Origin of the sequence: Variovorax sp. RKNM96 (assembly GCF_017161115.1) — a bacterium.
Classification (GTDB): domain Bacteria; phylum Pseudomonadota; class Gammaproteobacteria; order Burkholderiales; family Burkholderiaceae_C; genus Variovorax.
On sequence record NZ_CP046508.1, the window covers coordinates 1,557,485 to 1,580,796 of the forward strand.

General features: G+C 65.6%; 17 protein-coding genes. 8 read left to right on the top strand and 9 right to left on the bottom strand.

Annotated features, from left to right (window positions below; all coding sequences use genetic code 11):
• Positions 1–1,497: a class I adenylate-forming enzyme family protein gene (locus tag GNX71_RS07120; RefSeq protein WP_206177673.1), complete on the top strand. Its 1,497-nt coding sequence runs from the start codon at positions 1–3 to the stop codon at positions 1,495–1,497.
• Here GNX71_RS07120 and GNX71_RS07125 read toward each other — a convergent pair.
• On the bottom strand, positions 1,460–1,927 hold the full coding sequence (locus GNX71_RS07125; RefSeq protein ID WP_206177674.1) for a nuclear transport factor 2 family protein: 468 nt from the start codon (positions 1,925–1,927) through the stop codon (positions 1,460–1,462). The genes GNX71_RS07120 and GNX71_RS07125 overlap by 38 nt on opposite strands.
• A gap of 185 nt (positions 1,928–2,112) precedes the next feature.
• Here GNX71_RS07125 and GNX71_RS07130 point away from each other — a divergent pair, with 185 nt between their 5' ends.
• Positions 2,113–2,292, top strand: coding sequence for a DUF3606 domain-containing protein (locus tag GNX71_RS07130; RefSeq protein WP_206177675.1), 180 nt, complete (start codon positions 2,113–2,115; stop codon positions 2,290–2,292).
• Between the two features lie 156 nt (positions 2,293–2,448).
• A complete protein-coding gene (locus tag GNX71_RS07135) occupies positions 2,449–3,126 on the top strand; it encodes a hypothetical protein (protein WP_206177676.1) in 678 nt (225 codons plus the stop codon).
• On the opposite strand, the gene GNX71_RS07140 is transcribed toward GNX71_RS07135, so the two are convergent.
• Complete coding sequence (locus tag GNX71_RS07140) at positions 3,072–4,295, bottom strand: DNA topoisomerase IB (RefSeq protein WP_206177677.1); 1,224 nt, start codon at positions 4,293–4,295, stop codon at positions 3,072–3,074. The two genes, GNX71_RS07135 and GNX71_RS07140, sit on opposite strands and share 55 nt — an antisense overlap.
• Before the next feature lie 110 nt (positions 4,296–4,405).
• Here GNX71_RS07140 and GNX71_RS07145 point away from each other — a divergent pair, with 110 nt between their 5' ends.
• On the top strand, positions 4,406–5,452 hold the full coding sequence (locus GNX71_RS07145; RefSeq protein ID WP_206177678.1) for a purine nucleoside permease: 1,047 nt from the start codon (positions 4,406–4,408) through the stop codon (positions 5,450–5,452).
• A 6-nt stretch (positions 5,453–5,458) separates the two neighbouring features.
• Here GNX71_RS07145 and GNX71_RS07150 read toward each other — a convergent pair whose 3' ends face one another.
• The 5 genes from GNX71_RS07150 to GNX71_RS07170 are packed head-to-tail and all read right to left on the bottom strand — an operon-like array spanning position 5,459 to position 10,197.
• Positions 5,459–6,139: a TIGR02117 family protein gene (locus tag GNX71_RS07150; protein ID WP_206177679.1), complete on the bottom strand. Its 681-nt coding sequence runs from the start codon at positions 6,137–6,139 to the stop codon at positions 5,459–5,461.
• Between the two features lie 4 nt (positions 6,140–6,143).
• Positions 6,144–7,385 carry a DNA polymerase IV gene (dinB, locus tag GNX71_RS07155; protein WP_206177680.1) on the bottom strand — a complete coding sequence of 414 codons (1,242 nt, stop codon included), beginning with the start codon at positions 7,383–7,385 and terminating at the stop codon, positions 6,144–6,146.
• A gap of 52 nt (positions 7,386–7,437) precedes the next feature.
• Positions 7,438–8,052 (bottom strand): YiiX family permuted papain-like enzyme, encoded by a 615-nt coding sequence (locus GNX71_RS07160; protein WP_206177681.1) that lies wholly within the window; start codon positions 8,050–8,052, stop codon positions 7,438–7,440.
• A gap of 30 nt (positions 8,053–8,082) precedes the next feature.
• A complete protein-coding gene (locus GNX71_RS07165; RefSeq protein ID WP_206177682.1) occupies positions 8,083–9,585 on the bottom strand; it encodes a TRAP transporter large permease subunit in 1,503 nt (500 codons plus the stop codon).
• The gene (locus GNX71_RS07170) at positions 9,586–10,197 is read right to left on the bottom strand and encodes a C4-dicarboxylate ABC transporter substrate-binding protein (RefSeq protein ID WP_241027188.1); all 612 of its coding nucleotides are present in this window, start codon (positions 10,195–10,197) and stop codon (positions 9,586–9,588) included.
• Here GNX71_RS07170 and GNX71_RS07175 point away from each other — a divergent pair.
• The 4 genes from GNX71_RS07175 (at position 10,196) to GNX71_RS07190 (ending at position 20,144) form a co-directional block, all read left to right on the top strand.
• Positions 10,196–10,759 (top strand): putative glycolipid-binding domain-containing protein, encoded by a 564-nt coding sequence (locus GNX71_RS07175; RefSeq protein WP_206177683.1) that lies wholly within the window; start codon positions 10,196–10,198, stop codon positions 10,757–10,759. The genes GNX71_RS07170 and GNX71_RS07175 overlap by 2 nt on opposite strands.
• A gap of 200 nt (positions 10,760–10,959) precedes the next feature.
• Positions 10,960–13,857, top strand: coding sequence for a type VI secretion system Vgr family protein (tssI, locus tag GNX71_RS07180; protein WP_206177684.1), 2,898 nt, complete (start codon positions 10,960–10,962; stop codon positions 13,855–13,857).
• Positions 13,858–13,928: 71 nt separating this feature from the next.
• Positions 13,929–19,001, top strand: coding sequence for an RHS repeat-associated core domain-containing protein (locus GNX71_RS07185; RefSeq protein WP_206177685.1), 5,073 nt, complete (start codon positions 13,929–13,931; stop codon positions 18,999–19,001).
• Positions 19,002–19,214: 213 nt separating this feature from the next.
• Positions 19,215–20,144 (top strand): RHS domain-containing protein, encoded by a 930-nt coding sequence (locus GNX71_RS07190; RefSeq protein ID WP_206177686.1) that lies wholly within the window; start codon positions 19,215–19,217, stop codon positions 20,142–20,144.
• Between the two features lie 1,179 nt (positions 20,145–21,323).
• Here GNX71_RS07190 and GNX71_RS07195 read toward each other — a convergent pair.
• Both GNX71_RS07195 and GNX71_RS07200 read right to left on the bottom strand, forming a co-directional pair.
• Positions 21,324–22,331 (bottom strand): tripartite tricarboxylate transporter substrate binding protein, encoded by a 1,008-nt coding sequence (locus GNX71_RS07195; protein WP_206177687.1) that lies wholly within the window; start codon positions 22,329–22,331, stop codon positions 21,324–21,326.
• Positions 22,328–23,248: a LysR substrate-binding domain-containing protein gene (locus GNX71_RS07200; RefSeq protein ID WP_206177688.1), complete on the bottom strand. Its 921-nt coding sequence runs from the start codon at positions 23,246–23,248 to the stop codon at positions 22,328–22,330. The genes GNX71_RS07195 and GNX71_RS07200 overlap by 4 nt, the downstream gene beginning before the upstream one ends.
• Positions 23,249–23,312: the final 64 nt, after the last annotated feature.

The following is a 23,312-nucleotide window of genomic DNA, read 5'->3' on the forward strand; positions in this document are numbered from 1 at the left end:
ATGCATCGCATTCACAGCCCGCTGGAAGAGCGCGCGACTCGCACGCCGGAAGCCGTCTTCCTTTTCGAGCCCGGTGGCACCACCACCTACGCGGCGCTGCAGGCGATGGCCGACACGGCCGCGCAGGACCTGCTGGACGCCGGCGTGCGCCCGACCGATCGCGTGGTGCTGGTCGCCGAGAACTGCGCTGCGCACATCGCGTTGCTCATGGCATGCAGCCGTGTCGGCGCGTGGTCGTGCGGCGTGAATGCACGCATGTCGCCGGGCGAGATCGCGGCCATCGTCGAGCGTGCGGATGCGCGCCTGTGCTGCTTCACGACCGGCTCCTCGGCGGCCGCGCGCCAGCATGCGGAGCGCGCCACCGCGGCGCCGGCCGGGCTGCCGGGCGTCATGTACTCGGCCGTGCGCGCCGAAGCGCAGCCGGAGCTAAACCCAGCGCTGGCCGATACGGCTGCAATCATCTTCACCTCCGGCACGTCGGGCACGCCCAAGGGCGTGATGGTGTCGCACCGCGGCCTGCTGCATTTCGGGCGCGTATCGGCGGCCGTGCGTGCACTCGGCCCGAGCGACCGCGTCTATGCCTTCCTGCCGATGACGCACATCTTCGGTATCGGCACGGTGCTGATGGCCGCGCTCAGGGGCGGTGCGTCGCTGGTGCTGCGCGGCAGCTTCTCGCCGGCCGATGTGCTGGATGCGCTCGCGAACGAACAGGTGTCGAACCTGCTCGGGCCGCCGACGATGTATGCGCGGCTGCTGGCACACATCGAGGCCGAGTGCGCGGCGCCAAGCTTTCCGCGGCTGCGCTACGTGTACACCGGCTCCGCGCCGCTCGACCTCGGGCTCAAGCAGCGCGTGGAGCACCTGTTCGGCCAGCCGCTGCACTATGGCTATGGCCTGTCGGAATACGCGGGCTCGGTGTTCCTCACGCGCACCGAGGCGCCGCGCGCGGACACGGCGGCCGGCCATGCGGTGGAGGGTGGCGAGGCGCGCATCGTGGGCGTCGACGGCCAGGAGGTGGCACAGGGCGAGACCGGAGAAATCTGGCTGCGCGGCCCCGGCCTGATGCTCGGCTACTTCCGCGATGCGGCGGCCACCGAGCAGGTGATGCGCCCCGGCGGCTGGTACGCCACCGGCGATCTCGGGCGCTTCGGCGACGACGGCGCGCTGTTCGTGGTGGGGCGGCTGAAGGAAATGATCATCCGCTCGGGCTTCAACGTGTACCCGGCCGAGATCGAGGCGGTGATCGGCCGCTTCGAGGGCGTGCACCTGTGCGCGGTGGTCGGCGTGCCGGAGGCCGATGGCAACGAGCAGATCGTCGCCTTCACCGAATTGAAGCCCGGCGCCTCGCTCGACGAGGCCGCGCTGCGCGCGCACCTGGCCGAGCACCTCTCGCCCTACAAGCGGCCGGCCCGCATCGAGGTGATCGACGCCATGCCCACCACCGCCAACGGCAAGCTCCTCAAGCGGGAACTGCAGGCGCGGGCCCGGCGGCCCTGAGGTCCGCGGGGAGGTCGCCGATGACGCTGCGGCGGCCCTTCTGCGTGTCCATGTACTCGCGTACCCGGGCGATGCGGCCTTCGAGCAGCTCGAAGATGAAGCAGTAGTCGTTGTCGTAGTGCCTGCCGTTGGCGAGCATGGCCTGCATGCGCTCCTCGAGGATCACGGTGTCGCCGTCGCAGTACACATGGGAGAACTGCACCGAGACGTCCGAGACGAAGAGCTTCGGAAACTCCTCGACCAGGAAGCGCACGATCGTGTCGGGGCCGATCATGTGGTCGGTGAAGCCGAGCGCCACGCCGGTGGCGTTGTCCTTGGGCGCGAGCCATTCGGCGTCGTCGGTGAACACGGCGCGGATGCGTTGGGGGTCGCGGCTCGCGAAGGCCTTCCAGGCCTCGGACACGGCGCGCTTGTTCTGTTCGGGTGTCATGCTGCTTGTTCGGTGGGGTGTGAAGGAGCGGCCGACGATAGGTGCGGCGCGCCGTGCGGGCACGCCGCTTCCGGACATCTCCAGCACACCCCTCGGATTTATCCTGCAAGGAGGTGCGCTGCCGTCCGCCAGCATGTCGCCCGCGGACGCTGCATCGTGGTGGCCTTCAACAAGGAACCCACACCATGGCCGATGACCTGAGCAAGCGCGGACCGCAGGATGCAACCCGCATCAACGTCAATGAATCCCACGAGGTCCGCTACTGGACGCAGACGCTGGGCGTGACCGAGGCGCAACTGCGCTCGGCGGTCGCCGCCGCAGGCGTCGAGACGAAGGACGTCCGCACCTACCTCGGAAAACCCTGAACTGCGGGGCTGCAGCCGTAGGCACGCTCCTACATCCGGGCGCGGAGGCGGGCACGATACTCGTTGTCTTCTTTTCCGCTTCAGGATTTTTCCCGTGACCGTGCCTCCAGCCGCCCTCCGCCGCATGGGCTGCGCCCCGACCTGGGCTGCAGCGCAATGAAATCGTCGCCTGGAGCGCGCAGCTGGATCGCTGCCGGCGTGCGCCACGAACTGCTCACGCGCGCCCTGCCTGCACTGCGCCACGACATGGCAGCACCTGTCTCGGTGGTGCGCATGGCGCTCCTGATGCTCAAGCGCCAGGTGGCTGCCACCCCCATCGATCCCGCCGCCTGCGAAGAGCGCGTGGCCCTGATCGACAACCAGGTGTCGGAGTTGGTGGAAGCCATCCGCTCGCTGCGCGACTGGGAACTGGCCACCACCGACGACGGCATCACCCGCAGCGCGCTGGCGGCGCAATGCGTGAACCTGATGCGCTCGGCCTTCGACCTGCACGGTGTGACGCTCGATGTCGACGCCTCGCTCGACCCGCAGGAAGATGAACCCCGCTGGCCCGCCGCCGCCGCGTTGCGCTACCTGTTCCTGGGCGCATTGGGCTACCTGCACGACGGCGCGGCCGAAGCCGGTGCCATCCGCATCGAGCCGGTCGGCACCGACGCGCTGCGATTCATCGCGGTGCCGCGTGAGGCCGGTGGCGTGAACCCGGTGCTCGACGCGCACCGTGCGCCGCGCGCGCTGGCCATCGATGCCGTCGCGCTGCAGAACCTCGCCGAAGACATGGGCTACGCCATCGCGCTGGAAGGCGACAGCGTGCGCTTCGCGCTCGCGACCGGCTGAGGTTTCCGCTGCGTAACTGCGCGGCGTTCGCGGACCTGCGCTTGCCGATTCGTCCGCAGGAAGACCAGCAGCCGCCGCTCTGCCGCATACAGCCCGCGCGAAGGCTTGGCCGTCGCGCGGCCGGCAATCTTCTCGAACAACGCGGTGGCTGCATCCTCGTCGTCGTCCGCGAGCGCGCTGCCCAGCGCCAGCACGGCCGGGTGCACATAGGCCTTCTTGCAGACGGCCGGCGTATTGCCCAGCTGCTTGGCGACGGCCGCGAGGATGTCCTTGGCGCTGTAGCGGCTGCCATCCGCTGCGGTGCGGCCCGGCTCGCAGGCCAGGCGCGTGAGTTCCAGCGCCTGCACCGTGCCATGCCAGGTGCGGAAGTCCTTGGCGGTGAAGCGGTCGCCTTCGGCACCTTCCGCGGCTTCGGCGATGTAGTCGTTGACGTCGGTGGATGAAACGCCGCGCAGCTCGCCTTCTTCGTCCGCGTACTGAAAAAGCGCCTGCCCCGGCAACTGCTGGCACTGGCGCACCACCTTCGCCACGCGCGGGTCTTCGAGCTTCGCCTCGTGCATCACGCCGCTCTTGCCCTTGAAGCGCAGCCTGAGCGCCGTGCCCTGCACGGCTGCATGGCGGTTGCGCAGCGTGGTGAGGCCGAAGGAGCCGTTGCTGCTCGCGTATTCCTCGTTGCCCACGCGCAGCAGCGTGGTGTCGAGCAGGCGCACCAGTGCCGCGAGCACCTGGCTGCGCCCGGGCACCTTCTGTCCCTTCGCCGGTTGCAGGTCGCGCGCGACGCGGGCGCGGATGCGCGGCAGCGCAAGCGCGAAGGCTTCGAGCCGGTCGAACTTGGTCTCGTCCTTCATCACGCGCCAGTCGGCGTGGTAGCGGTACTGCTTGCGGCCGCGCGCGTCGATGCCGGTGGCCTGCAGGTGGCCGTTGGGCAGCGGGCAAATCCACACCTGTGTGTAGGCCGGCGGAATGGCCAGCATGCGGATGCGGGAGATCTCGTCCACGTCGCGCAGCCAGCGGCCCTTGGCGTCGCGGTAGCGGAAGCGCTCGCCGTGCTTCAGGCGGCGGATGCCGGGCATCTCGGGGTTCACGTAGACCAGGCCGTTCGCAATCGGCGTCGGCTTGGAGGGTGCCTTGGCAGGCGGCTTGAAGATGGGCGAGGTGGAGGCCGGCATGGGGTTTGCGTCTGGAGATGCATCCGCTTGTGCCAGCGCCGACAATCGCCCGGTGTAGGACGCCGCAAGCTGTTGGTGCCTCCCTTCCACTTATCTCCGCCGGAAAAATCATGCTTCCTCGTTGGACCTCTCTTTGCGCCCGCTGGTCGGCGCTGTGCGCCGCGGCGCTGCTCGCCACGGCCTGTGCTTCCCCCTCGCCTGCCCCGGCTGCTGCGGCCGCAACGGCCGCGCCCGTCAAGGTCAAGGTGTTCGTTGCCGCCATGTTCGAGATCGGCCAGAACACCGGCGACCGCGCCGGCGAGTTCCAGTACTGGTACGAGCGCTACTGGAAAGGCGCCAAACCCATGGCCGTGCCCGGTGCGCTGCAACCCGTGTACTGCAACGCCGACGGTGTGTGCGGCGCGGTGCTCGGCATGGGCAAGGTCAATTCGTCGTCGTCGATGCAGGCCATCCTGCTGAACCCGCAGTTCGACTTCTCGCAGGCCTACTACGTGATTTCCGGCGTGGCCGGCACGCCGCCCTCGCGCGGCACCATCGGCGAAGTGAGCTGGGCCACCTGGCTCGTGGACTACGACCTCGGCCACCGCTGGGCGCCAGAGGAGAACAAGGCCGGCGAGCCGACCTTCATGCCGCGCAAGGGCTACGAGGACTACCGCCGCTTCAAGCTCAACCCCGACCTCGTCGGCTGGGCGATGAAGCTCTCGGCCGACACGCCGCTGAAGGATTCGGAGTCCGCCCGCAAGTACCGCCTGCGCTACCCCGACCCGGCCGCGCGCCGCGCGCCCTTCGTCGGCACCGGCACGCACATGACCGGCGACACCTTCTTCCACGGCCCCGGCATGTCGAAGCAGGCGCAGTACATCGCGAAGCTCTACGGTGCCGACGACTACGTCATCACCGAGATGGAAGCCGCCGCCATCACCCTGGTGATCAAGCGCACCCATGGCACCGATCGCGTGATGAGCCTGCGCGGCGCGGTCAACTTCGACCAGGGCAATCCGAAGGAAAGCACGCTGCAGCACCTGGACCCGGCGCCGGGCGAGACAGCAGGCGGTTTTGCCGAGACGGTGGAGAACATCGCGCTGGTCGGTACGCGCGTGGTGGACCACATCGTGAAGAACTGGCCGCAGTGGCAGGCCGGTGTGCCCAAGCCCTGAACGGGTTCAGGGCTGCGCGGGCTGCAGGTGCCAGGTCACCGTGAAGTCGAAGGGCGTCCAGCGGCTGGCCTTGACGCCCGCGCTTCTGAGGCCGCGGCCGGTCCAGGTGTTGCAGGTCTCGAAGAGGTTGTAGCCGCCTTCGGCTTCGTAGAAGGCGTCCTGGTTGTCGTAGTGCGCACCGGCGATCGGCGTTACGCGGCCTGAAGGCAGCGCGGCGCGCACGTAGGCCACGAGTTGCGCGTACTGCGCCTGCGAGAGTGGCAGCTTGTAGGCGCCGCGTCGCATCTGCCCCCGCTGCAGGTACGTCACATGCATCAGCGCCCGGTTGCCGCCCGCGAGCGCACCGAAGGCGCGTGCGGCAGTGAGGTCGGCCCAGGTGGGCGTGTGCAGGTAGAACTCGCGGTCGCCCCAGCCGATGGCGATGAATTCGGCGTCGGGCGGGACAGCCTTGAAGTCGGCAAGCGGAAAGAGCTGCTGCCAATCCATGGTGGCCGAGCGCACCGGGAACACGAGATCGGTGTGCACGCCGTTGCTCAGCACCCAGGCTTCCACGGCCGGTGCTTCTGCGGTCGGCTTCGTGTTGGCAGGCCACAGCACGAGCGCACAGGCCACCGCGACATACAGCCCCACCGCAAGCAGGAACCCCAGCAGCGTGAAGGCGATGCGCCGGAGCCAGCGTTTGATCATGGTTTCAGAAGAGCGATGCGGTGGTCGAGGCCGGCTCTGTCGTCGAGCGGACTGCGCCTGTGGGTGCCAGCGCCTCCGGGCTGCCGGCCTTCGCCAGCGCCCCCACGCGCACGCCCAGCAGGCGCAGCGGACGCTCCAGCGGCACGCGCTTCAAGCACTGCCCGCCGACCTGCCGGATGGTCTTGCCGTCGTCGGTGAAGCGGTCGATCGTCTGGTCGCGTGTGGCGATCTTGAAATCGTCGTAGCGCAGCTTGATGCCGATGGTCTTGCCCACGTAGCCCTTGCGCTGCAGGTCTTCGGCCAGCTTCTCGCACAGGTGCGTGAAGATCGCGCCCAGCTCGGCGCGGTTGCGCACCGCGTGCAGGTCGCGGTCGAAGGTGGTCTCGCGGCTCATCGAGACGGGTTCGCTCTCGGTCACCACCGGCCGGTCGTCGCGGCCCCAGGACACCTCGTGCATCCATGCGCCGGTGGCCTTGCCGAAGTTCTGGATCAGCCAGTCGCGATCGCGTGCCGCGAGCTGGCCCACGGTCTCGATGCCGAAGCGCTTGAGTTTCTCGTCGGCCTTGGGGCCGATGCCGTTCACCTTGCGGCAGGGCAGCGGCCAGATGTGGCTCTCCAGGTCGCCTTCGTACACCACCGAGATGCCGTTGGGCTTGTTGAACTCGCTCGCCATCTTGGCGATGAGCTTGTTGGGCGCCACGCCGATGGAGCAGGTGAGGCCGGTGGCGTCGAAGATCGATTTCTGGATCAGCCGCGCGAGCGAGCGCCCGCCGTCGCGCTGGCCGCCGGGCACATCGGTGAAGTCGATGTACACCTCGTCCACGCCGCGGTCTTCCATGAGCGGCGCGATGTCCAGGATCACCTGCTTGAAGGCGCGCGAATACCGCCTGTATTCGTCGAAGTCCACCGGCAATATCAGCGCCTGCGGGCACAGCTTGGCGGCCTTCATGAGCCCCATGGCCGAGCCGATGCCGAACTGGCGCGCGGGGTAGGTGGCGGTGGTGATCACGCCGCGGCCCGCGTAGTCCTTGAGCAGCGGAAAGGATTCGACCGGAATGTCGGCCAGCGTGCCGCCCTCGGGCAGGTTGCGGATGGCCTCGTCGACGCTGCGGCGCCCGCCGCCGATCACCACCGGCAGGCCCTTGAGCTGCGGATAGCGCAGCAGCTCGACCGACGCGTAGAAGGCGTCCATGTCGAGGTGGGCGATGCGGCGGATCGGGCCTGTCGAGGAGGGCGGGGAACTCACGGAAACGATTGTCTCGCGGCCGGAGGGGTTTCGCCCGCCGAGGGGCTCCGGATCAGTGTGTTTCGACAGTGACGAGCAACGGCGAATCGAACATCGCCACCGGCGAGATCACCGGCTCGTCCATCGGCACCTTGTCGCCGTAGCGCTCGCGCATCTTGGCGCGCACCGCCGGGTCTGTGAGATTGAATTCGCGGATCTTCTGCAGCTCGCCGATGCGCACGCCCAGCGCGCGCTGGTAGAGCTTCCACACGAGCTCGGAGCAATAGATGCGGCCATCCGACCATTCGAAGGTCAGGTCGTAGGGCCGGCCCGCGAAGTCCGACGTGCGTGCATGCAGGCGGGCCACGGCGCCGGGTGTCAGCAGCTTGTCGGCATCGCGCAGGCGCTTGACCACGTAGTGGCCGCCGTTGCCGCGGGCCGTCCATTGCGCGAGCGGCGTGTAGCGCACGGTCGAGACCGCCTCGAACACGTAGGGCTTGCCGTCCCGCAGCAGCACGACGCCCATGTGGCTGTAGCGCGAGCCGGTGGCGCGCTGCACCGCCACACTCTGGGCCGAGCGGGAGGTGTGGAAGATGATGTCGCCGTCTTTCAGCGTGGCCGCTGCGTGGCTGGCGTTGAAGGAGAGAGCGCAAAGCAGCAGCGCGATTGCGGTGGGGAGCTTCGTCATATGCCGCGCATTGTGCGGCACGGCCTGCGGCTATTTTTCTTCGGGCGCGGGCGTGGTGTCGCTCGTACCGGGCGGCGCCATTTCGCGCATCAACCGGTCCAGCGCTTCTTCGCTCATCGGCTTGTCGGGTGCGAGCGTGGTGGACGAGGTGCGCAGCCAGCGCGTGGTGGCGGGGAGCGCCATCACCAGCGCGGTCACGGCCACGAGCACGGCCAGGTAGGGGGGCAGCGCGCGTGCAACGGCCGCCACCGGCGGACGCGGCGCGACCTGCCCGCGTGCGAGCACCAGCGCATAGCCGAACGGCGGCAGCAGGAAGCCCGCCTGCAGCACCAGCAGCGTCAGCGTGGCGATCCAGGCCGCATCGTCGAGCTGCGCGAGCACGGGCGGCATCACGATGGGCACGATCAAAAAGATCAGCTCGAAGGCGTCGAGCACGAAGGCGAAGGCCAGCAGCACCGCGAGCACTGCCATCAGGCCGAGCATCGGATGGCCCTGCAGCGACAGCATCAGCCGCGCGACCAGCCCGTCGGTGCCGAAGCCGCGCAGCAGCAGCGAGAAAGTGGTGGCCGCCACCAGCAGCGCGTACAGCGCGCCGGTGAGCGCCATCGCGTCGTCGAGCACCTGCCACAGCACCGGGCGCGTGAGCTGGCGCGACGCGAGCCCCCAGCCGAGCAGCATCACGCAGGCGGTGGCCGCGCCTTCGACCGCGCGCACCTTGCCGAGCGTGACCAGCACCAGCAGCGTGGCTATCACCAGCGGCACCGTCAGCAGCGTCCACAACTCGCGACGGCTCATGGCCTCCCGCTCCACATGCGGTGATGGCTGCGGCTTGCGCCGCGCGCCAAGCCATGCAATCGCGAGCCAGCCGACCGTGAGCGCCGCCGCGGGTACCAGTGCGGCCTGCAGGATGTCCTGCGTGTTGACGATGCGATTGGCTGCACCGGCAGCCGTGGTGCCGGCGGACAGTGCCAACTCGCGCGCCATGTTCACGCCCTCGGTGTGGGCCCGCAGCATCGCATCGCCGAGCAAAAGCAACACGAGCGAGGGCGGCACGATCACGCCCAGCGTGCCGGTCGCGGCCACGAGCGCGGTGCGTTGCGCGGCGGGCAGTTGCTCGTGTGCCCAGCCCTTGCCCGCAGTGCGTGCCAGCGTGAGCAGGCTGGCGCCGACCGAGCCGTTCATCGGCGCGAGCATCAGGCCCAGCACCATGCCGGCCAGCTCCGGCGCGGCGCGCGGCACGATGCGCATCAGCGCCTTTCGCAGGCCGTTGTACAGGTGCTCGGCCAGCGCCAGCCGGTTGAGCAGCGCGCCCACCAGCGCATAGAGCGCCAGTGCCTGCAGGAGGTCGTGCTCCAGCAGGCCGACGATGCGCCACGGGAGGTTCTGCAGCAGGGCCGTGTCGAAAGCGCCGAGCGCCAGGCCGATGAGGGCGCCGATCGTGCACACGCCCAGCAGCACGGCATAGGTGGGCCAGCCGGTGGTCATCATCAGCGCCAGGGCCAGCGCGAGCAGGGCGAGTCCGAGCCAGCCCATCTACGTGGCCCGGCACTCGCGCCACAGGTCGAGCGCGCTTTGCACCGCCAGCAGCACGGCGAGCAGCAGCAGCGCGACCTTGATCATGAAATAGCCCGCGTTGAAGGTGTCGGGAAACAGCTCCAGAGCCAGCACCGCGCGCCCCACCGGCACCGCGGCCGTCACGATCAGGAACAGCGCCCACGGCAGCACGCACAGCGCCGCGCCCATGCGACGCAGCCGCGCGAAACGGCCCGTGCTGCCGTCGGCCAGGTCGGGTCGTGCCACGAGGTGCGCGCCCCGGCGCCCCGCATGCCGCAGCGCCACAGCAACGTAGAGCGCGAACAGCCATTGCGCGAGGTCGTTGGCCTGTGTCGGCCCGTGGCCCGAAACCACCAGGTCGCGCAGCGGCCATTGCACGAAGAGCAGCAGCGCGATGGCAATGGCCAGCGGCATCGCGGCGCGGTCGATCAAGTCGAGCACGCGCAGCGTGGGCGGCGGGCGGGGCGCTTCAGTGGGTTCTGCCGGTGGCGTCATGCCTCGCCGACCGTAGCCCCCGAACCTGACCGCCACCTGCGGCGCCCGATGGCCGGGCTTGCGCACCGCCGCATGCCGGGCCATCATCCGCGCCATGCAAACCGTCGCCTCCATTCTCTGGCGCAGGCTCGATGCCCCGGGCCACGACGCATGCCGGCTCGAGCGCAATGCCTCGGCCTGGCAGCTCGACGGCGCCGCGGTGTTCTGCCAGGAGGACGGCCGCATCGCCCAGCTGCACTACCGCGTGCGCTGCGACCTGCACTGGCACACGCAGTGGGGCATGGTGCGCGGCTGGCTCGGCGACTCGGCCATCGAGCTGTCGATCGCCCGCGATGCGCACGGCCACTGGAAGCTCAACGACGAGGCCGTGCCCGACCTGTCGCACTGCGTGGACCTCGACCTGGGGTTCACGCCCGCGACCAACCTGCTGCAGTTGCGGCGGCTCAATCTCTCCAAAGGCGAACGCGCCGATGCGCCGGCCGCCTGGGTCGACCTCGATGGCGGCGGCGTGCTCAGCGAGCTGATGCAAAGCTACGAGCGGCGCAGCGAGAGCGAGTACGCGTATGTGGCGAAGCGCTTCGACTATGAGGCGGTGTTGAAGGTCACGGCGGATAGTTTCGTGAGCGACTATCCGCGGCTCTGGGTGGCGGAAGGCTAGCCATCCAAGCGGTAGCGGGTCGCGCATCGCGCTCGGGTCGGGCAAGAGATAGGCGCGAATAAGACCCCGGCCCAGCGTCGCAAATTTTTCACACCTCGCTGCTCCAGTTGCACGCGTGAGCCCCGGTTGACCATTGTTTGCAACGGTGCAAATCCAGCTGCCAGAGACTGCCGGACCGTCGTTCCTCCGAGGTCCCGCAGATGTCTCGAACCCTTGCCGTTGTCAGCTCCGTCATTCCCGATTCGTTGGAGCCCGTGCGGCTCTCGGGCCGCGAGGGCGTCAACAGTCTGTTCGCGTATGAGCTGCTGCTCAAGACCCCCGATGCGCTCAATTTCAGCTTTGGTGCCGCAGCGGACATCGATCTCGACAGCTTCATCGGCCAGGAGATCAGTTGCCTGATTGAACTCGACGGCGCGGGTGAGCGGCAGATCAACGCGCTCATCACCGATGCGCAACTCTGGGGCGAGGAAGGCCGGCACGTTCAGTACAAGCTCACCCTGCGCCCCTGGCTGCACCTGGGCACGTTGACCAGCGACTGCAGGATCTACCAGAACAAGACGGTCGTCCAGATCCTGGATGAATTGCTCGCGGACTACGTGTTTCCCGTCGACAAGCACTTGAGCGAGACCTACCCCGTCCGGGACTTTCAGACGCAATTCAACGAGAGCGACTTCGCGTTCTTCGAACGGCTGTGCCAGGAGTGGGGTCTGAATTTCTACTTTGCGCACAGCGAAGGCAAGCACCGTCTCGTGCTCACCGACAACATGGGCGCGCACGTCCCCATGGACAGCGTTGCCTACCGACAGGTCGAATACCACGCACCCGGATGGAAGCTCGATGCCGAATACATCAGCAGTTTCGTTCCACACCACCAACTCACCAGCGGGCGCTACATCAGCCGCGACTACGACTACACCCGCCCCAAGGCCGACCTGAGCGTCAAGCGCGCCGATCCCCGCCCGACCGGGCAGGCCGATCAGGAGGTCTACCAGTGGCACGACAGCCAGGCTGGCAGCCACTACGTGCAGCCTCGCGCCGGTGCAGATACCAACGAACCTCTTGCAGAAGGTGATCGCATGGCGCTGCTGCGCATGCAGGGGCTGCGCACTCACGGGGCGCGCGCCAAGGCCAGCGGGAGTCTGCGCGGCATGGTCCCTGGCTTCACCTTTCAATTGCAGAAGCATCCCCGCGAAGCGGCCAATATCCAGTACCTCGTTCTCGACAGCCAGTTCCTCATCGAGAACGTGGCGCAGGAGAGCCAGGGCCCAGAGGCTGCAGCGCACCGCAAGCAGCAGTGGCGTGTCGAAGTCGACTTCACGGCCCACCCCATCACCGAGCCGCTTCGTCCTCAGCTGTCGCGGCACAAGCCGCACACGCAAGGCCCTCAGGTCGCGCTGGTTGTCGGCCCCGAGGGCGAGAACCTGTGGACGGACGAACTGGGCCGCATCAAGGTTCAGTTCCCCTGGGACCGGCTCGGCCAGAAGAACCAGCATTCCACCTGCTGGCTGCGCGTGAGTTCGCCGTGGGCAGGCAACCAACTCGGTGGCGTGCATGTGCCACGCATCGGCCAGGAAGTGATCGTCGATTTCATCGGCGGCGATCCGGACCTGCCCATCTGCACCGGCCGGGTGCACAACCAGATGAACCTGCCGCCCTGGAGTCTTCCTGGCCAGGTCGCGTTGTCGGGTTTTCGCAGCCGCGAACTTGTCAAGGACGGCGGCAACAGTTCGGGCGGCCGCTCCAACCATCTGATCCTGGATGACACCGACCGGAAGATCCAGGCGCAACTCAAGAGCGACCACCAGAGCAGCTCATTGAGTCTCGGCCACGTCACGCGTATCGATGGCAACGCCGGTCGCCAGGATGCGCGTGGCGAAGGTTTTGAATTGCGTACCGATGCGCACGGCGCCATCCGGGCAACACAAGGCCTGCTCATCACCACCGAGGCGCGCCCCAATGCCCGCGCGCATCTGCTCGACAGCGGCGAGACCCGCCAGCGCCTGGTCGAGGCGCGCGATCTGCATGACGCAGGGGCGCAGGAGGCGCAGAAGAACAAGGCGCAGGAAGGCAACGACCAGGCCGAGGTCGCCAAGTCCCTGCAGGCGCAGAACGATGCGGTCCAGGGCGAAGGCGCCGCCGATGCCGAAGCCGGGCGCTTCCCCGAGCTGGCGCAGCCGCATCTGGTTCTGGCCAGTCCGGCGGGCATCGAGACCACCAGCCAGTTCAGCACGCACATCGCCAGCGTGGAGCACACCGCCATCACCAGCGGCAAGCACACCAGCATCACCAGCGGCGACAGCCTCCTGGGCGTGGCGCTGCAGGCCATCAAGCTCTTTGCGGCGCAGAAGGGCATCAAGGTCGTTGCGGCCCAGGCCGACATCGACATCCAGGCGCTGAAGACCTGCATCAACCTGCTGGCCAAGGACGAGATCACGATCCGGGCCGACAAGATCAGGATCGAAGCCAGGACGGAGTTGGTGATCAGTGGCGGTGGCAGCTACGCCCGCTACAAGGGCGGCAGCATCGAGAGCGGTACCACCGGCCCCCATGTCCAGCATGCCAGCGTGCACAGCATGGTCGGCCCCAGCAGTGCCAGCCGGCCGAGCCTGCCGGACGGATTGAAGCCGGGCAAGGGGCAACTCGAGCTCACGCACCGTTATGCCAACAACCATGGCTTGAAGGGCGCGGACTACAAGGTCACCGATTCGGCCGGACAGGTCAGGACCGGCACGCTGGATGACAACGGCTTTGCGGCTGTCTCGGGGCTGGCGCCGGGCGGGGCGCGCATCGAGTTGGGGGAAGACCCGCGCAATCCGTGGGACCACGCCAGCTATTTCGGCAAACCGACGTGGCCGCCCAAGACCACCGACGGCGATGCGAACGCGGTCATTGTTCCTGCAAACGACATGCTTGCCGGTCTCATGAAACAGGTCAATGGCGCAGCCAGCACAGCCATCGGTGCTGCGGTCAGCGGCGACCTCAGCGGCATTGCCAAGGCCGCTGCGGCATCTGTCGCAGCCAGTGCGCTGGGCGACATGGCCGGCAAGGCCGCGGCGCGATTGCCACCGGGCGTCGTGCTGCTTCGGACCATGGTCTGAAACCACTGGCGTGCGCAGCGCCTGTCACATCAAAAAAACAGCAAGAGCCAAGTGGCTCAGGGAGTTCCGGCATGGCCGAGATATCGCAAGCAGAGAGAGCGCAGAAGGCAAATGAGAGGGCGGTGGTCGTCAAGCCGCTCGACCAGATCGACCCCGCCGAACTGCCTGGAGCCAAGAAGGCCGTCAACGACTGGTTGGTAAAGATCAGCAACGGTCATGTCACGCTGGACAGGGTCATGACCGTCGCCAGCGCCGTTCCGATCCTCGGCAACATCCTGGCGGCCATCGATGCGGTGTGCGACATCATCGTCCTCGTCGAGAACAAGGCTGCGAACGTCGGGGAGAAAGCCCTCAATTGGGTGAGCTTCGGCATCAACCTGATCGGCATCATTCCGTTCCCCCCGACCATGGCCGCAGCGCGGACCAGCTTGCGGCCCGCACTGCATCTGGTGCGAAGCAAGCTCAGCACCGCCGGTCACGGACTCAGCGATGCGCTGGTGGTGATGCTCGTCGACCACCTCAATGCGACGTTGGCCGGCGAACTCGAAAAGTTCGTGGACGAGGCCAGCACCAAACTCAAAGACTTACTGAAGTCGGCCGCCACCATGGCGCATGACTTGCTCTCGGGCTTGAGCAAGGTCTTGCGCAAGCTTGCATCGGGCACGCCCTTCGATACCAGCACGCCGGCGCCCGCGGACCCTCCCAAACGCGATCCCGAGACCACCTACGAGAGCGGTGTTTGGGGTGCCATCAAGGGAATTGCCGGTGACATCAAGGAGGGAGTCGAGGACGGTGCCAGCTATGTTGGCGAGCAGGCTGCACACGGCGCCAAGGTGACTGTCAATGCTGGGGCTGGCCTGGTGATGCGTCACACCGATGCTGGCGAGAAGGCCGCGAAGCTGATGAACGCTTATGCCGACTCACTGGACAGCTTGGCCGTGGATGCGAAAACGAAGATCGAAAGATTGGGCGACGCGGGCGTCGACATGTCCATCGCCTGGCTCCTCCTGAGGCTCAAGGATGTTGTTTTGCGCTATCGCGCCAAGGGCAAGACAGGGGGCTCCACCGTCAATCCCACAACGACCGCGAAGCACGATCAGAAGAAGACGAATGCGGAGTTGGAAAAACTGAATGCGGAGCGCGTGAAGGGCGTGAGCAATGCCAACCCTTGCAAGAACTGCGCAACCGGTGCTCAAACGCCCAACTCCATCAACTTTGCAACTGGCAGCGAGACCGTTGTCCATACCGACTTTGCATTGCCGGGCCACATGCCCATCGTCTGGAGCCGCACGTACCATTCGCGCCTGGCGGCCTACGACCAACTGCAGGATCAATCCGGACAGGCGGGCGCCAGCGCAAGTCTTGGTTCTCGCTGGACCAGCCCCTACACCACCCGCATCGACCAGGCCGCGGACGGCAGTCTGAGCTACTTCGCCGGCGATGGCCGCGAGCATCGCTTCCCCAGGCTGGCAGAGCCTGGGGATGGCAGGGCTGGACAGACTCACTACGATCCCGTTGAAGACCTCACCCTCGGCCGGGTCGAGGGTGGCCTGCTGATCCTGAGCCACGGGCGGGATTACGTCGAGACCTTCGAACTCGCGCCCCATTTCATGCAGAGGGGCAAGGCCCCGATCAAGAACAAGGTCGTCCACTACCGCCTGGTAAGTCAGCGCACCCGCAACGGGCACGTCACCGAGCTTGCGTATCGGCATGCAGGTGGTCAGCTCTCCGACATCGTCAGCGGCGATATCCACGTGAGCACCGCCATTGACGGAGCGGGTAGGATTCAGAGTCTGTGGCGGGTCGTGGATGGCATTGCCGTGCGAGAGTTGGCTGCGTATACCTATCGGATGCTCTCCGACGGCAGCAGCGACCTCGTCGCCGCCAAGGATGAGAACCAGGACACCTGGCGCTACGAATATCGGGCCGCAGGCGAGACGGCCAGCACCCACCTGATCTCCAGGTACACGGACCGCACGGGTCGCGGCATTCATCTTGAGTGGGAACACGAAGATGGCAACGCAGTGGATCTGCATGCGGGCAACAGCGCTCGGGCCAGGGCATACCGCGAGTACGCCGACGACGGCAGCTTCGACACCACCATCGTCTGGAACAACCACGTTCGTATGGCCACCGTCATCGATGCGCTTGGGGCGCAGACACGCTACTACTTCGATTTCCTGGGCTACACCTACCGCATCGTTCATCCGGAAGTTCGCGGTGCGGACGGCATGCTCTATGCGCATGAAGAGTGGTTCTTCCGCGATGCGCTAAAGAACATCACGCGGCATCTGCATGCCGATGGCAGCAGCGATCACTACACCTACGACGCGCACAGCAACCTCGTGAGCCACACGCGTGCCGACCACAGCACGGTGCACTTCGCCCACGACGACATGGACAACCTGATCGGCATCCGCGATGCCGAAGGCCATGCCTGGAAGCGCACCTACGAGGGAATCAACCTCATCGAGGAGATCGATCCGCTGGGCCACAAGACCGAGTACGCCTACAACGAGCATGGCCTGCCGGTGGAGATCACCGATGCCAAGGGCGGCAAGAAGCGGTTGGCCTATGACGATGCGGGCCAGTTGACGGCCTACACCGACTGCTCGGGCAAGACCTCGAGCTGGACCTATGACGACCGGGGACGCCTGCTCAAGGCAACGAACTCGGCTGGCGAGACAACGCAGTACCACTACGAGCGCGGCCAGCTCACGCGCATCGTCAATCCCGATGGCACCCAGGAGCAGTTGGCGCACGATGCCGAAAGCCGCCTGCTCTCGCACCGCGATGCCTTGCAGCGCGAGACCCGCTACGAATACAACGCCGTGGGCCTTCTTGCCCAGCGCCTGGATGCCAACCGCAACACCATCGACTACCAGTGGGACCGCCTGGGGCGGCTGACGGCGCTGCGCAACGAGAACGGCCGCACGCACAGCTTCAGCTACGACCCGCTGGGCAAGCTGCTGTCCGAAGTGCAGTTCGACGGCACCGAGACCGTGTACGGCTACACCCCGGCGACTGGTGTGCTGCGTCAAGTCACCGAAGGCGATGCGGTCACGCGGTTCGATTTCGATCCCACAGGGCGCCTGACGGGACGCATGGCGGGGCTGTATGTCGAGTCCAAGGACCCGGACGGTCGTTCCCTCGGGCGCACCTTGGACCCGCAGAGCATCCAAACCGACAGCTATGCCTACGACGGCAACGGGCAACTCATCGATGCCCGCAACCCGCACATCCACTTGCAGTGGTTCCCCGATGCCGTCGGCCATGTGAGGACCGAGCACCACCACTACCTGATCGACGAACAAGGCAGACCGAGCAGTCAACCGCTGACGGCCGTCTGGCAGCACAGCCACGACGAGCTGGGCAACCGCATCCAGACCACGCGCCCCGACGGCCACACCACCACCTGGCTGACTTACGGCGCGGGCCACGTGCACGGACTGATGCTCGATGACATGGAGGCGCTGCAGATCGAGCGCGACGATCTGCACCGCGAGGTCAAGCGCACGCAGGCCAACGAGGTGGCGCAGGAGCAGCAGTACGACCCCGCAGGGCGCTTGAAGGCCCAGGCGCTCAGCCGCGTGGAGAGATTGGGCCAGAGCCGAGGCGGCCCCTCTGCTCCGAACGCCAACGCGCTCGGCATTCAGCGCAAGTACAGCTACGACCGCGCCGGTCAGCTGACCGACATCGGCGACAGCCGCCGTGGCGGCTTGAGCTATCGCTACGACCCTGTAGGCCGTTTGCTACAGGCGCAAAGCCAGTTGGGCACCGAGACCTTCGCGTTCGATCCGGCCAGCAACATCCTGGACCCGCTGGCGCCAGCGGCAAGAGAGGCCGGAGCACTCAACAACATTCCCGCCGTCCTGAACAACCTGGTGAAGGACTACGCAGGCACGCACTTCGAATACGACAGCCACGGCAACATGGTTCAGCGGTTGCACAACGGGCAGCGCACGCGCTTCGCGTGGGACGCATTGGGCCGTCTCACCGAGGCGCGCACGCAGGACACCCGCATGTCATTCCTGTACGACCCGCTGGGTCGGCGCATTGCCAAGTGCAGCGAGCCGATCGTCATCACCAGCACGATGGACGGCAGCCAGTACCACGCAGCCGAGTACCGGCGCCAGATGCAGGAGCGTGGCCTTGGCACGGTGCTCTTCGGCTGGGATGGCGACCAGATGGCCTGGGAGTCGGACTCGGCACGAAACCGGACGGTGCATTACGTGTTCGAGCCCAACAGCTTCGTGCCGGTGTTGCAGGCCGGCGCCCAGGGGCGAATCACGCAGAGCTTCCTGAAGCGGCCGGCCAGCGCGACAGCCACGTACGCCGATGCGCACGGCAACTACGACCTGGACCGGGACCCGCTGTACAACGGGATGTATGAACCAGGGGTGGGGCAAGACGGGGAGTCACCGACGCCACTGGAGAACATTCACTTCTACCAGTGTGACCACCTCGGAACGCCGATGGAGTTGACCGATGAGGGCGGCAACATTGCGTGGGAGGCGAATTACAAGGCGTGGGGAGAGGCCAGGCTCACGATCAGCGAGGCCGCCAGGAAGGCGGGGCTGAAGAATCCGATTCGGTTTCAGGGGCAGTATCTGGACGAGGAGACGGGGCTGCATTACAACCGGTTCAGGTATTACGACCCGGTGGTGGGACGGTTTGCCAGCAAAGATCCGATCGGGCTGGCGGGTGGATTCAACCTGCATCAATTTGCACCCAATCCGGTGGGGTGGATCGATCCTTGGGGGCTTACGAATTGCCCTCTCTTCAGATCAATGAAGAGAGGAACAGATGGTCAACCGCTGCCTGAACCATCTGCCAGAGGATTGGGCGCTCGTATTCCAGGCGACATCTCAGCCGATGCACAGGGGAATGTGTATCCCAACACCGGAGGGGTGTCGGTTGCTCCGAACACACCAGGGAATCTGCCAAACCATCGTCGGCCGTCGAGTCTTGGTGGCACAGGAAAAGATGAGGTTTGGGGTATCGACTCAAGCGATTTGGGTCCTGATTTGCAGTATGTGCAGGATTGCCCGACGCACGGAACGATTCAGCCAAGCCGCACTATGCCGGCCAATGAATATCAAGATGCTCTGAAACGAACCAAGAGAAAATGGAGAAAGCCATGACACATGACCCATATCCTGGCTCAGGAATTCAACAGGAGCTTGCAAGCCAGATATCTGCAGGTGCTGACTTCATTCAGCTTCACGGTCTATTGAGCCAGTACAAGCGACGAGGATCGGCAGCAGAAGAAGTCGCGCATGCACTGGAGCAACTCCGAAGTTCAGTGACCAGTGAATCCGATGAGGATCGTGTCCTTGAGTTGTTGGATGTTGTCCGTGGCTTTTGCGCTCCTCATCTCAAGCTCTGGTAACTCGACGGCGCTGGCGGCAAGAGAGGCCGGAGCACTCAACAACATTCCCGCCGTCCTGAACAACCTGGTGAAGGACTACGCAGGCACGCACTTCGAATACGACAGCCACGGCAACATGGTTCAGCGGTTGCACAACGGGCAGTGCACGCGCTTCGCGTGGGACGCGTTGGGCCGTCTCACCGAGGCGCGCACGCAGGACACCCGCATGTCATTCCTGTACGACCCGCTGGGTCGGCGCATTGCCAAGTGCAGCGAGCCGATCGTCATCACCAGCACGATGGACGGCAGCCAGTACCACGCAGCCGAGTACCGGCGCCAGATGCAGGAGCGTGGCCTTGGCACGGTGCTCTTCGGCTGGGATGGCGACCAGATAGCCTGGGAGTCGGACTCGGCACGAAACCGGACGGTGCATTACGTGTTCGAGCCCAACAGCTTCGTGCCGGTGTTGCAGGCCGGCGCCCAGGGGCGAATCACGCAGAGCTTCCTGAAGCGGCCGGCCAGCGCGACAGCCACGTACGCCGATGCGCACGGCAACTACGACCTGGACCGGGACCCGCTGTACAACGGGATGTATGAACCAGGGGTGGGGCAAGACGGGGAGTCACCGACGCCACTGGAGAACATTCACTTCTACCAGTGTGACCACCTCGGAACGCCGATGGAGTTGACCGATGAGGGCGGCAACATTGCGTGGGAGGCGAATTACAAGGCGTGGGGCGAGGCCAGGCTCACGATCAGCGAGGCCGCCAGGAAGGCGGGGCTGAAGAATCCGATCCGGTTCCAGGGGCAGTATCTGGACGAGGAGACGGGGCTGCATTACAACCGGTTCAGGTACTACGACCCGGTGGGGGGCGGTTTGTATCGAAGGATCCTCTTGGGCTGCGTGGCGGAATAAACGTCCTGTCCTATGCCCCGAATCCTGTCGAATTCATTGACCCGCGTGGCTTGCAAGGTAATCGAGCCAATCGTAGAGCGGGGAAAATTCTGGCTGACAACGATGCTTCAACAGGAGGACATGCGTACTCCCGCCATGGGGCTCATACAACAATGCCGCAACAGGAAAAGCGTGCTAGGACTGGAGTGCCGCCAGATAATCCATGTAAAGCACCGAATAGCAGCGGCCCCGATTCAACTAGATTCTTCAGCAATGTAGATCAAATCGATGCCATTCAGCGAGGGAGGAAGATAATGAATGCCTCTGGCGTAAATTGGGCGACATTCGATATGGAAGACCTATTGGAGAAGGGTGCCGCAGTGGCGGAGGGTGTCCTGTTATCACTTCGCGTGTCACGGTTCGAAGAAATAATTCTGGCGATGTTTGTACTGTCTGCCCTCAATTATGAGTTCAATTAATCTCAATTATATACGCGGCCTGTACGATTTTTTATTTGAAAAAAGCGATGAGGAGTTGGAGGAATTCGATATTAATTTATCTGAGAATCAGAGGATTCTTTTCGAGGAAATGACTTGCAGTTTTAAAAAATTTGGACCGATTTCAAAAAGAAATGTCCTCGATGGTCTGAGTTTAATTGTTGGCAATCTTTGTGATGAGAATTTGTGGAGGAGTGCGATCCCACACGATCTCCCTCTCAACCGCGTGGCGGATAGGCGAGGTTATTTAGAGGGGATTATTTTTGCGTTGACAAAAACCTCCTCGAAATTAATTGAAGGGCATGAAGGTTCATTGATAAATGAAATTGGATCGAATGGATTGGACTTTTCCAAATAATTCGTGATATCGGTGCGTACTCGAGCCGAGCGGTGAAAGAGTCTTCAGATTCAATGCAGATCTTCCTTGGTAGATTTACAAGATGTACTACTACCTGTTCTCCATGAGCGATGACGATCTCGATGATCTTCATATCAATGCGATGAGTGCTGACTTCAGCACTTAAGGCCCCGTGTGCAAGCAAAGAGAATTTGACGCTGATGTGCAATTGATCGATGACCTGCACGGCATCGACATCCGCCTCTAAGAACTAGAAACCTAAAGCACGGCGATCATCGAATTCGACGTGCCGAAACGGCTTAGCGCTCCGAGCCGTTTTTCGACGCCTGACTGCCGCATAAGCGCTCAGTCGAACTGCCCCCGATCCCCCGCCACCAACGCCCGATTGCGCCGCCGATCCACGGCAATCTCATGCGCAAAGTCCTCGATGCTCCCCCCAGCCGGCAGGTTGTACGCCTCCCGCAGCCGCGTCCTCACCGTATCGCTACGCAGCACGCGATTGATCTCCGCATTGAGCCGCTGCACCACCGTCGCGGGCGTGCGTACCGGCGCAAAGATGCCAAAGAGCGAATCGCGATTCGCCCGCTCGTATCCCAACTCCGCCAGCGTCGGCACCGCAGGCAGCGCCTCGATGCGCGCAGGCGCCCCCACCGCCAGTGCCTGGAACCGCCCGCCCTCGATGTACTGCAGCTGCTGCGCCGCAACGTTGGTCGACAGCACCTCGAACTGTCCGCTGAGCGCATCGTTGAGCTGCGGGCCGCCGCCCGCATACGGGATGTGCGTGATGTCGGTGCGGCTCTGCATGCGCACCTGCGCCAGCACCAGGTGCCCGATGGTGGCCACGCCTGAGGTGGCCCAGCGCACCGCGCCGGGCTGGCTGCGCGCGCGTGCGATCAGATCGCCGAAGCCGTGTCCCGTGAAAGCTGGCGTGCCGACCACCAGCACCGGCGTGCGCATCACGCTCGCCACCGGCGCGAAGGCGCGCAGCGGGTCGTAGGGCACGCGCGCGATCAGCGGGTGCAGCGTGAGCGGGCTGATGGCGGAGAAGGCGAGGGTGCAGCCGTCGGGTGCGGCGCGCGCGAGCGCATCCATGCCGATGCTGCCGCCTGCGCCGGCGCGGTTCTCGATGAGCACCGGCACGCCCAGCGCCTGCGAGAGCGGGTCGGCCAGCACGCGAGCCATGCCGTCGCTCACGCCGCCCGGTGGATACACCACGATCAGGCGCACGGGGCGGTTCGGCCAGGGCGATGAGGATGGCGCGGCGTGCAGCAGCTGCGGCATGCCGCAGGCCGCGGCCAGCGCGATGCCCGTACTGCGCACGAAATGGCGACGGTGCAGCAAAGTAACGCTCATGACCCGGGGTTCTCGCTCGCATGCCTGCGCAGCAGCGCGGCGAAATGCTGCGCAGGCAGGTTGTCTTCTTCCACGCGCGACACCAGCGTGAGCGGCGCGTCGAGCTGGCCGCCGTCTGCGAGCCGCGTGTAGGCGATGGCATGCGCGTGCACGCCGGTCATCGAGGCCGGCACCACCGACAGGCCGACACCCGCGGCCACGAGATTCAGGTTGGTCATCATGCGGTCCACCTCGGCCACCACGCGCGGGCGCAGGCCCTTGGCATGGCACAGCGCCAGCAGTTCGGCATAGAGGCCCGGCGCGCCCGGACGGCGCACGAGGATGATGCCTTCCTCGCACAGCCGCGCGAGCGGCAGCGGGCGCGAGGCCTTGCTGCGCGCGAGGGCAAAGCGGTGGTCGCTGGGCATCGCCACCAGCACCGGCTCGCGCAGCAGCGTCTCGAACAGCAGGCCCTCGGGCCGCGCCACCGGCACACGCAGCAAGCCGCAGTGCAGGCGGCCGGCCGCCAGTGCTTCGGTCAACTCAGCCGCGTTGTTCTCACGCAGCTGCAGTTCCACGCCCGGATGCTCGCGGCGAAAGGCGCGCAGCGCCTCCGGCACGAAGCGGTGCGCCGCGGCCGAGCTGGTGAAGCCCACCGCGAGCGTGCCGACCTCGCCATTGGCCACGCGCGTCATGCGCTGCTTCATGGCCTCCATGTCCTGCAGCATGCGCAGCGCTTCCACCTGGAAGAGGCGCCCCGCATCGGTGAGCGCCACGCCGCGCGGGTGGCGCCTGAAGAGCTGCACGCCCAGTTCGCGTTCGAGCGACTTGATCGTCAGGCTGAGCGGCGGCTGCTGGATGCCCAGTTGCTCGGCGGCGCGCGTCATGTGGCCGGTCTCGGCAACGGCCACGAAATACCGGAGCGGTCTCATCTCCATGGTGTCTCCATATTTTTTTAGTATCGAAACGACCTCTTTATTTTATTTGACCCTAAGTCACCCC

Bases quoted from the DNA above. Each gene is read 5' to 3' on its own strand.
- GNX71_RS07165 (WP_206177682.1), bottom strand. From the start codon at position 9,585: ATGGGCTGGCTCGGACTCGCCCTGCTCGCGCTGGCCCTGGCGCTGATG.
- GNX71_RS07150 (WP_206177679.1), bottom strand. From the start codon at position 6,139: ATGATCAAACGCTGGCTCCGGCGCATCGCCTTCACGCTGCTGGGGTTC.
- GNX71_RS07175 (WP_206177683.1), top strand. From the start codon at position 10,196: ATGCAAACCGTCGCCTCCATTCTCTGGCGCAGGCTCGATGCCCCGGGC.
- GNX71_RS07120 (WP_206177673.1), top strand. From the start codon at position 1: ATGCATCGCATTCACAGCCCGCTGGAAGAGCGCGCGACTCGCACGCCG.
- GNX71_RS07200 (WP_206177688.1), bottom strand. From the start codon at position 23,248: ATGGAGATGAGACCGCTCCGGTATTTCGTGGCCGTTGCCGAGACCGGC.
- GNX71_RS07125 (WP_206177674.1), bottom strand. From the start codon at position 1,927: ATGACACCCGAACAGAACAAGCGCGCCGTGTCCGAGGCCTGGAAGGCC.
- GNX71_RS07160 (WP_206177681.1), bottom strand. From the start codon at position 8,052: ATGACGAAGCTCCCCACCGCAATCGCGCTGCTGCTTTGCGCTCTCTCC.
- GNX71_RS07145 (WP_206177678.1), top strand. From the start codon at position 4,406: ATGCTTCCTCGTTGGACCTCTCTTTGCGCCCGCTGGTCGGCGCTGTGC.
- GNX71_RS07130 (WP_206177675.1), top strand. From the start codon at position 2,113: ATGGCCGATGACCTGAGCAAGCGCGGACCGCAGGATGCAACCCGCATC.
- GNX71_RS07195 (WP_206177687.1), bottom strand. From the start codon at position 22,331: ATGAGCGTTACTTTGCTGCACCGTCGCCATTTCGTGCGCAGTACGGGC.
- GNX71_RS07135 (WP_206177676.1), top strand. From the start codon at position 2,449: ATGAAATCGTCGCCTGGAGCGCGCAGCTGGATCGCTGCCGGCGTGCGC.
- GNX71_RS07170 (WP_241027188.1), bottom strand. From the start codon at position 10,197: ATGGCGCGGATGATGGCCCGGCATGCGGCGGTGCGCAAGCCCGGCCAT.
- tssI (WP_206177684.1), top strand. From the start codon at position 10,960: ATGTCTCGAACCCTTGCCGTTGTCAGCTCCGTCATTCCCGATTCGTTG.
- GNX71_RS07140 (WP_206177677.1), bottom strand. From the start codon at position 4,295: ATGCCGGCCTCCACCTCGCCCATCTTCAAGCCGCCTGCCAAGGCACCC.
- GNX71_RS07185 (WP_206177685.1), top strand. From the start codon at position 13,929: ATGGCCGAGATATCGCAAGCAGAGAGAGCGCAGAAGGCAAATGAGAGG.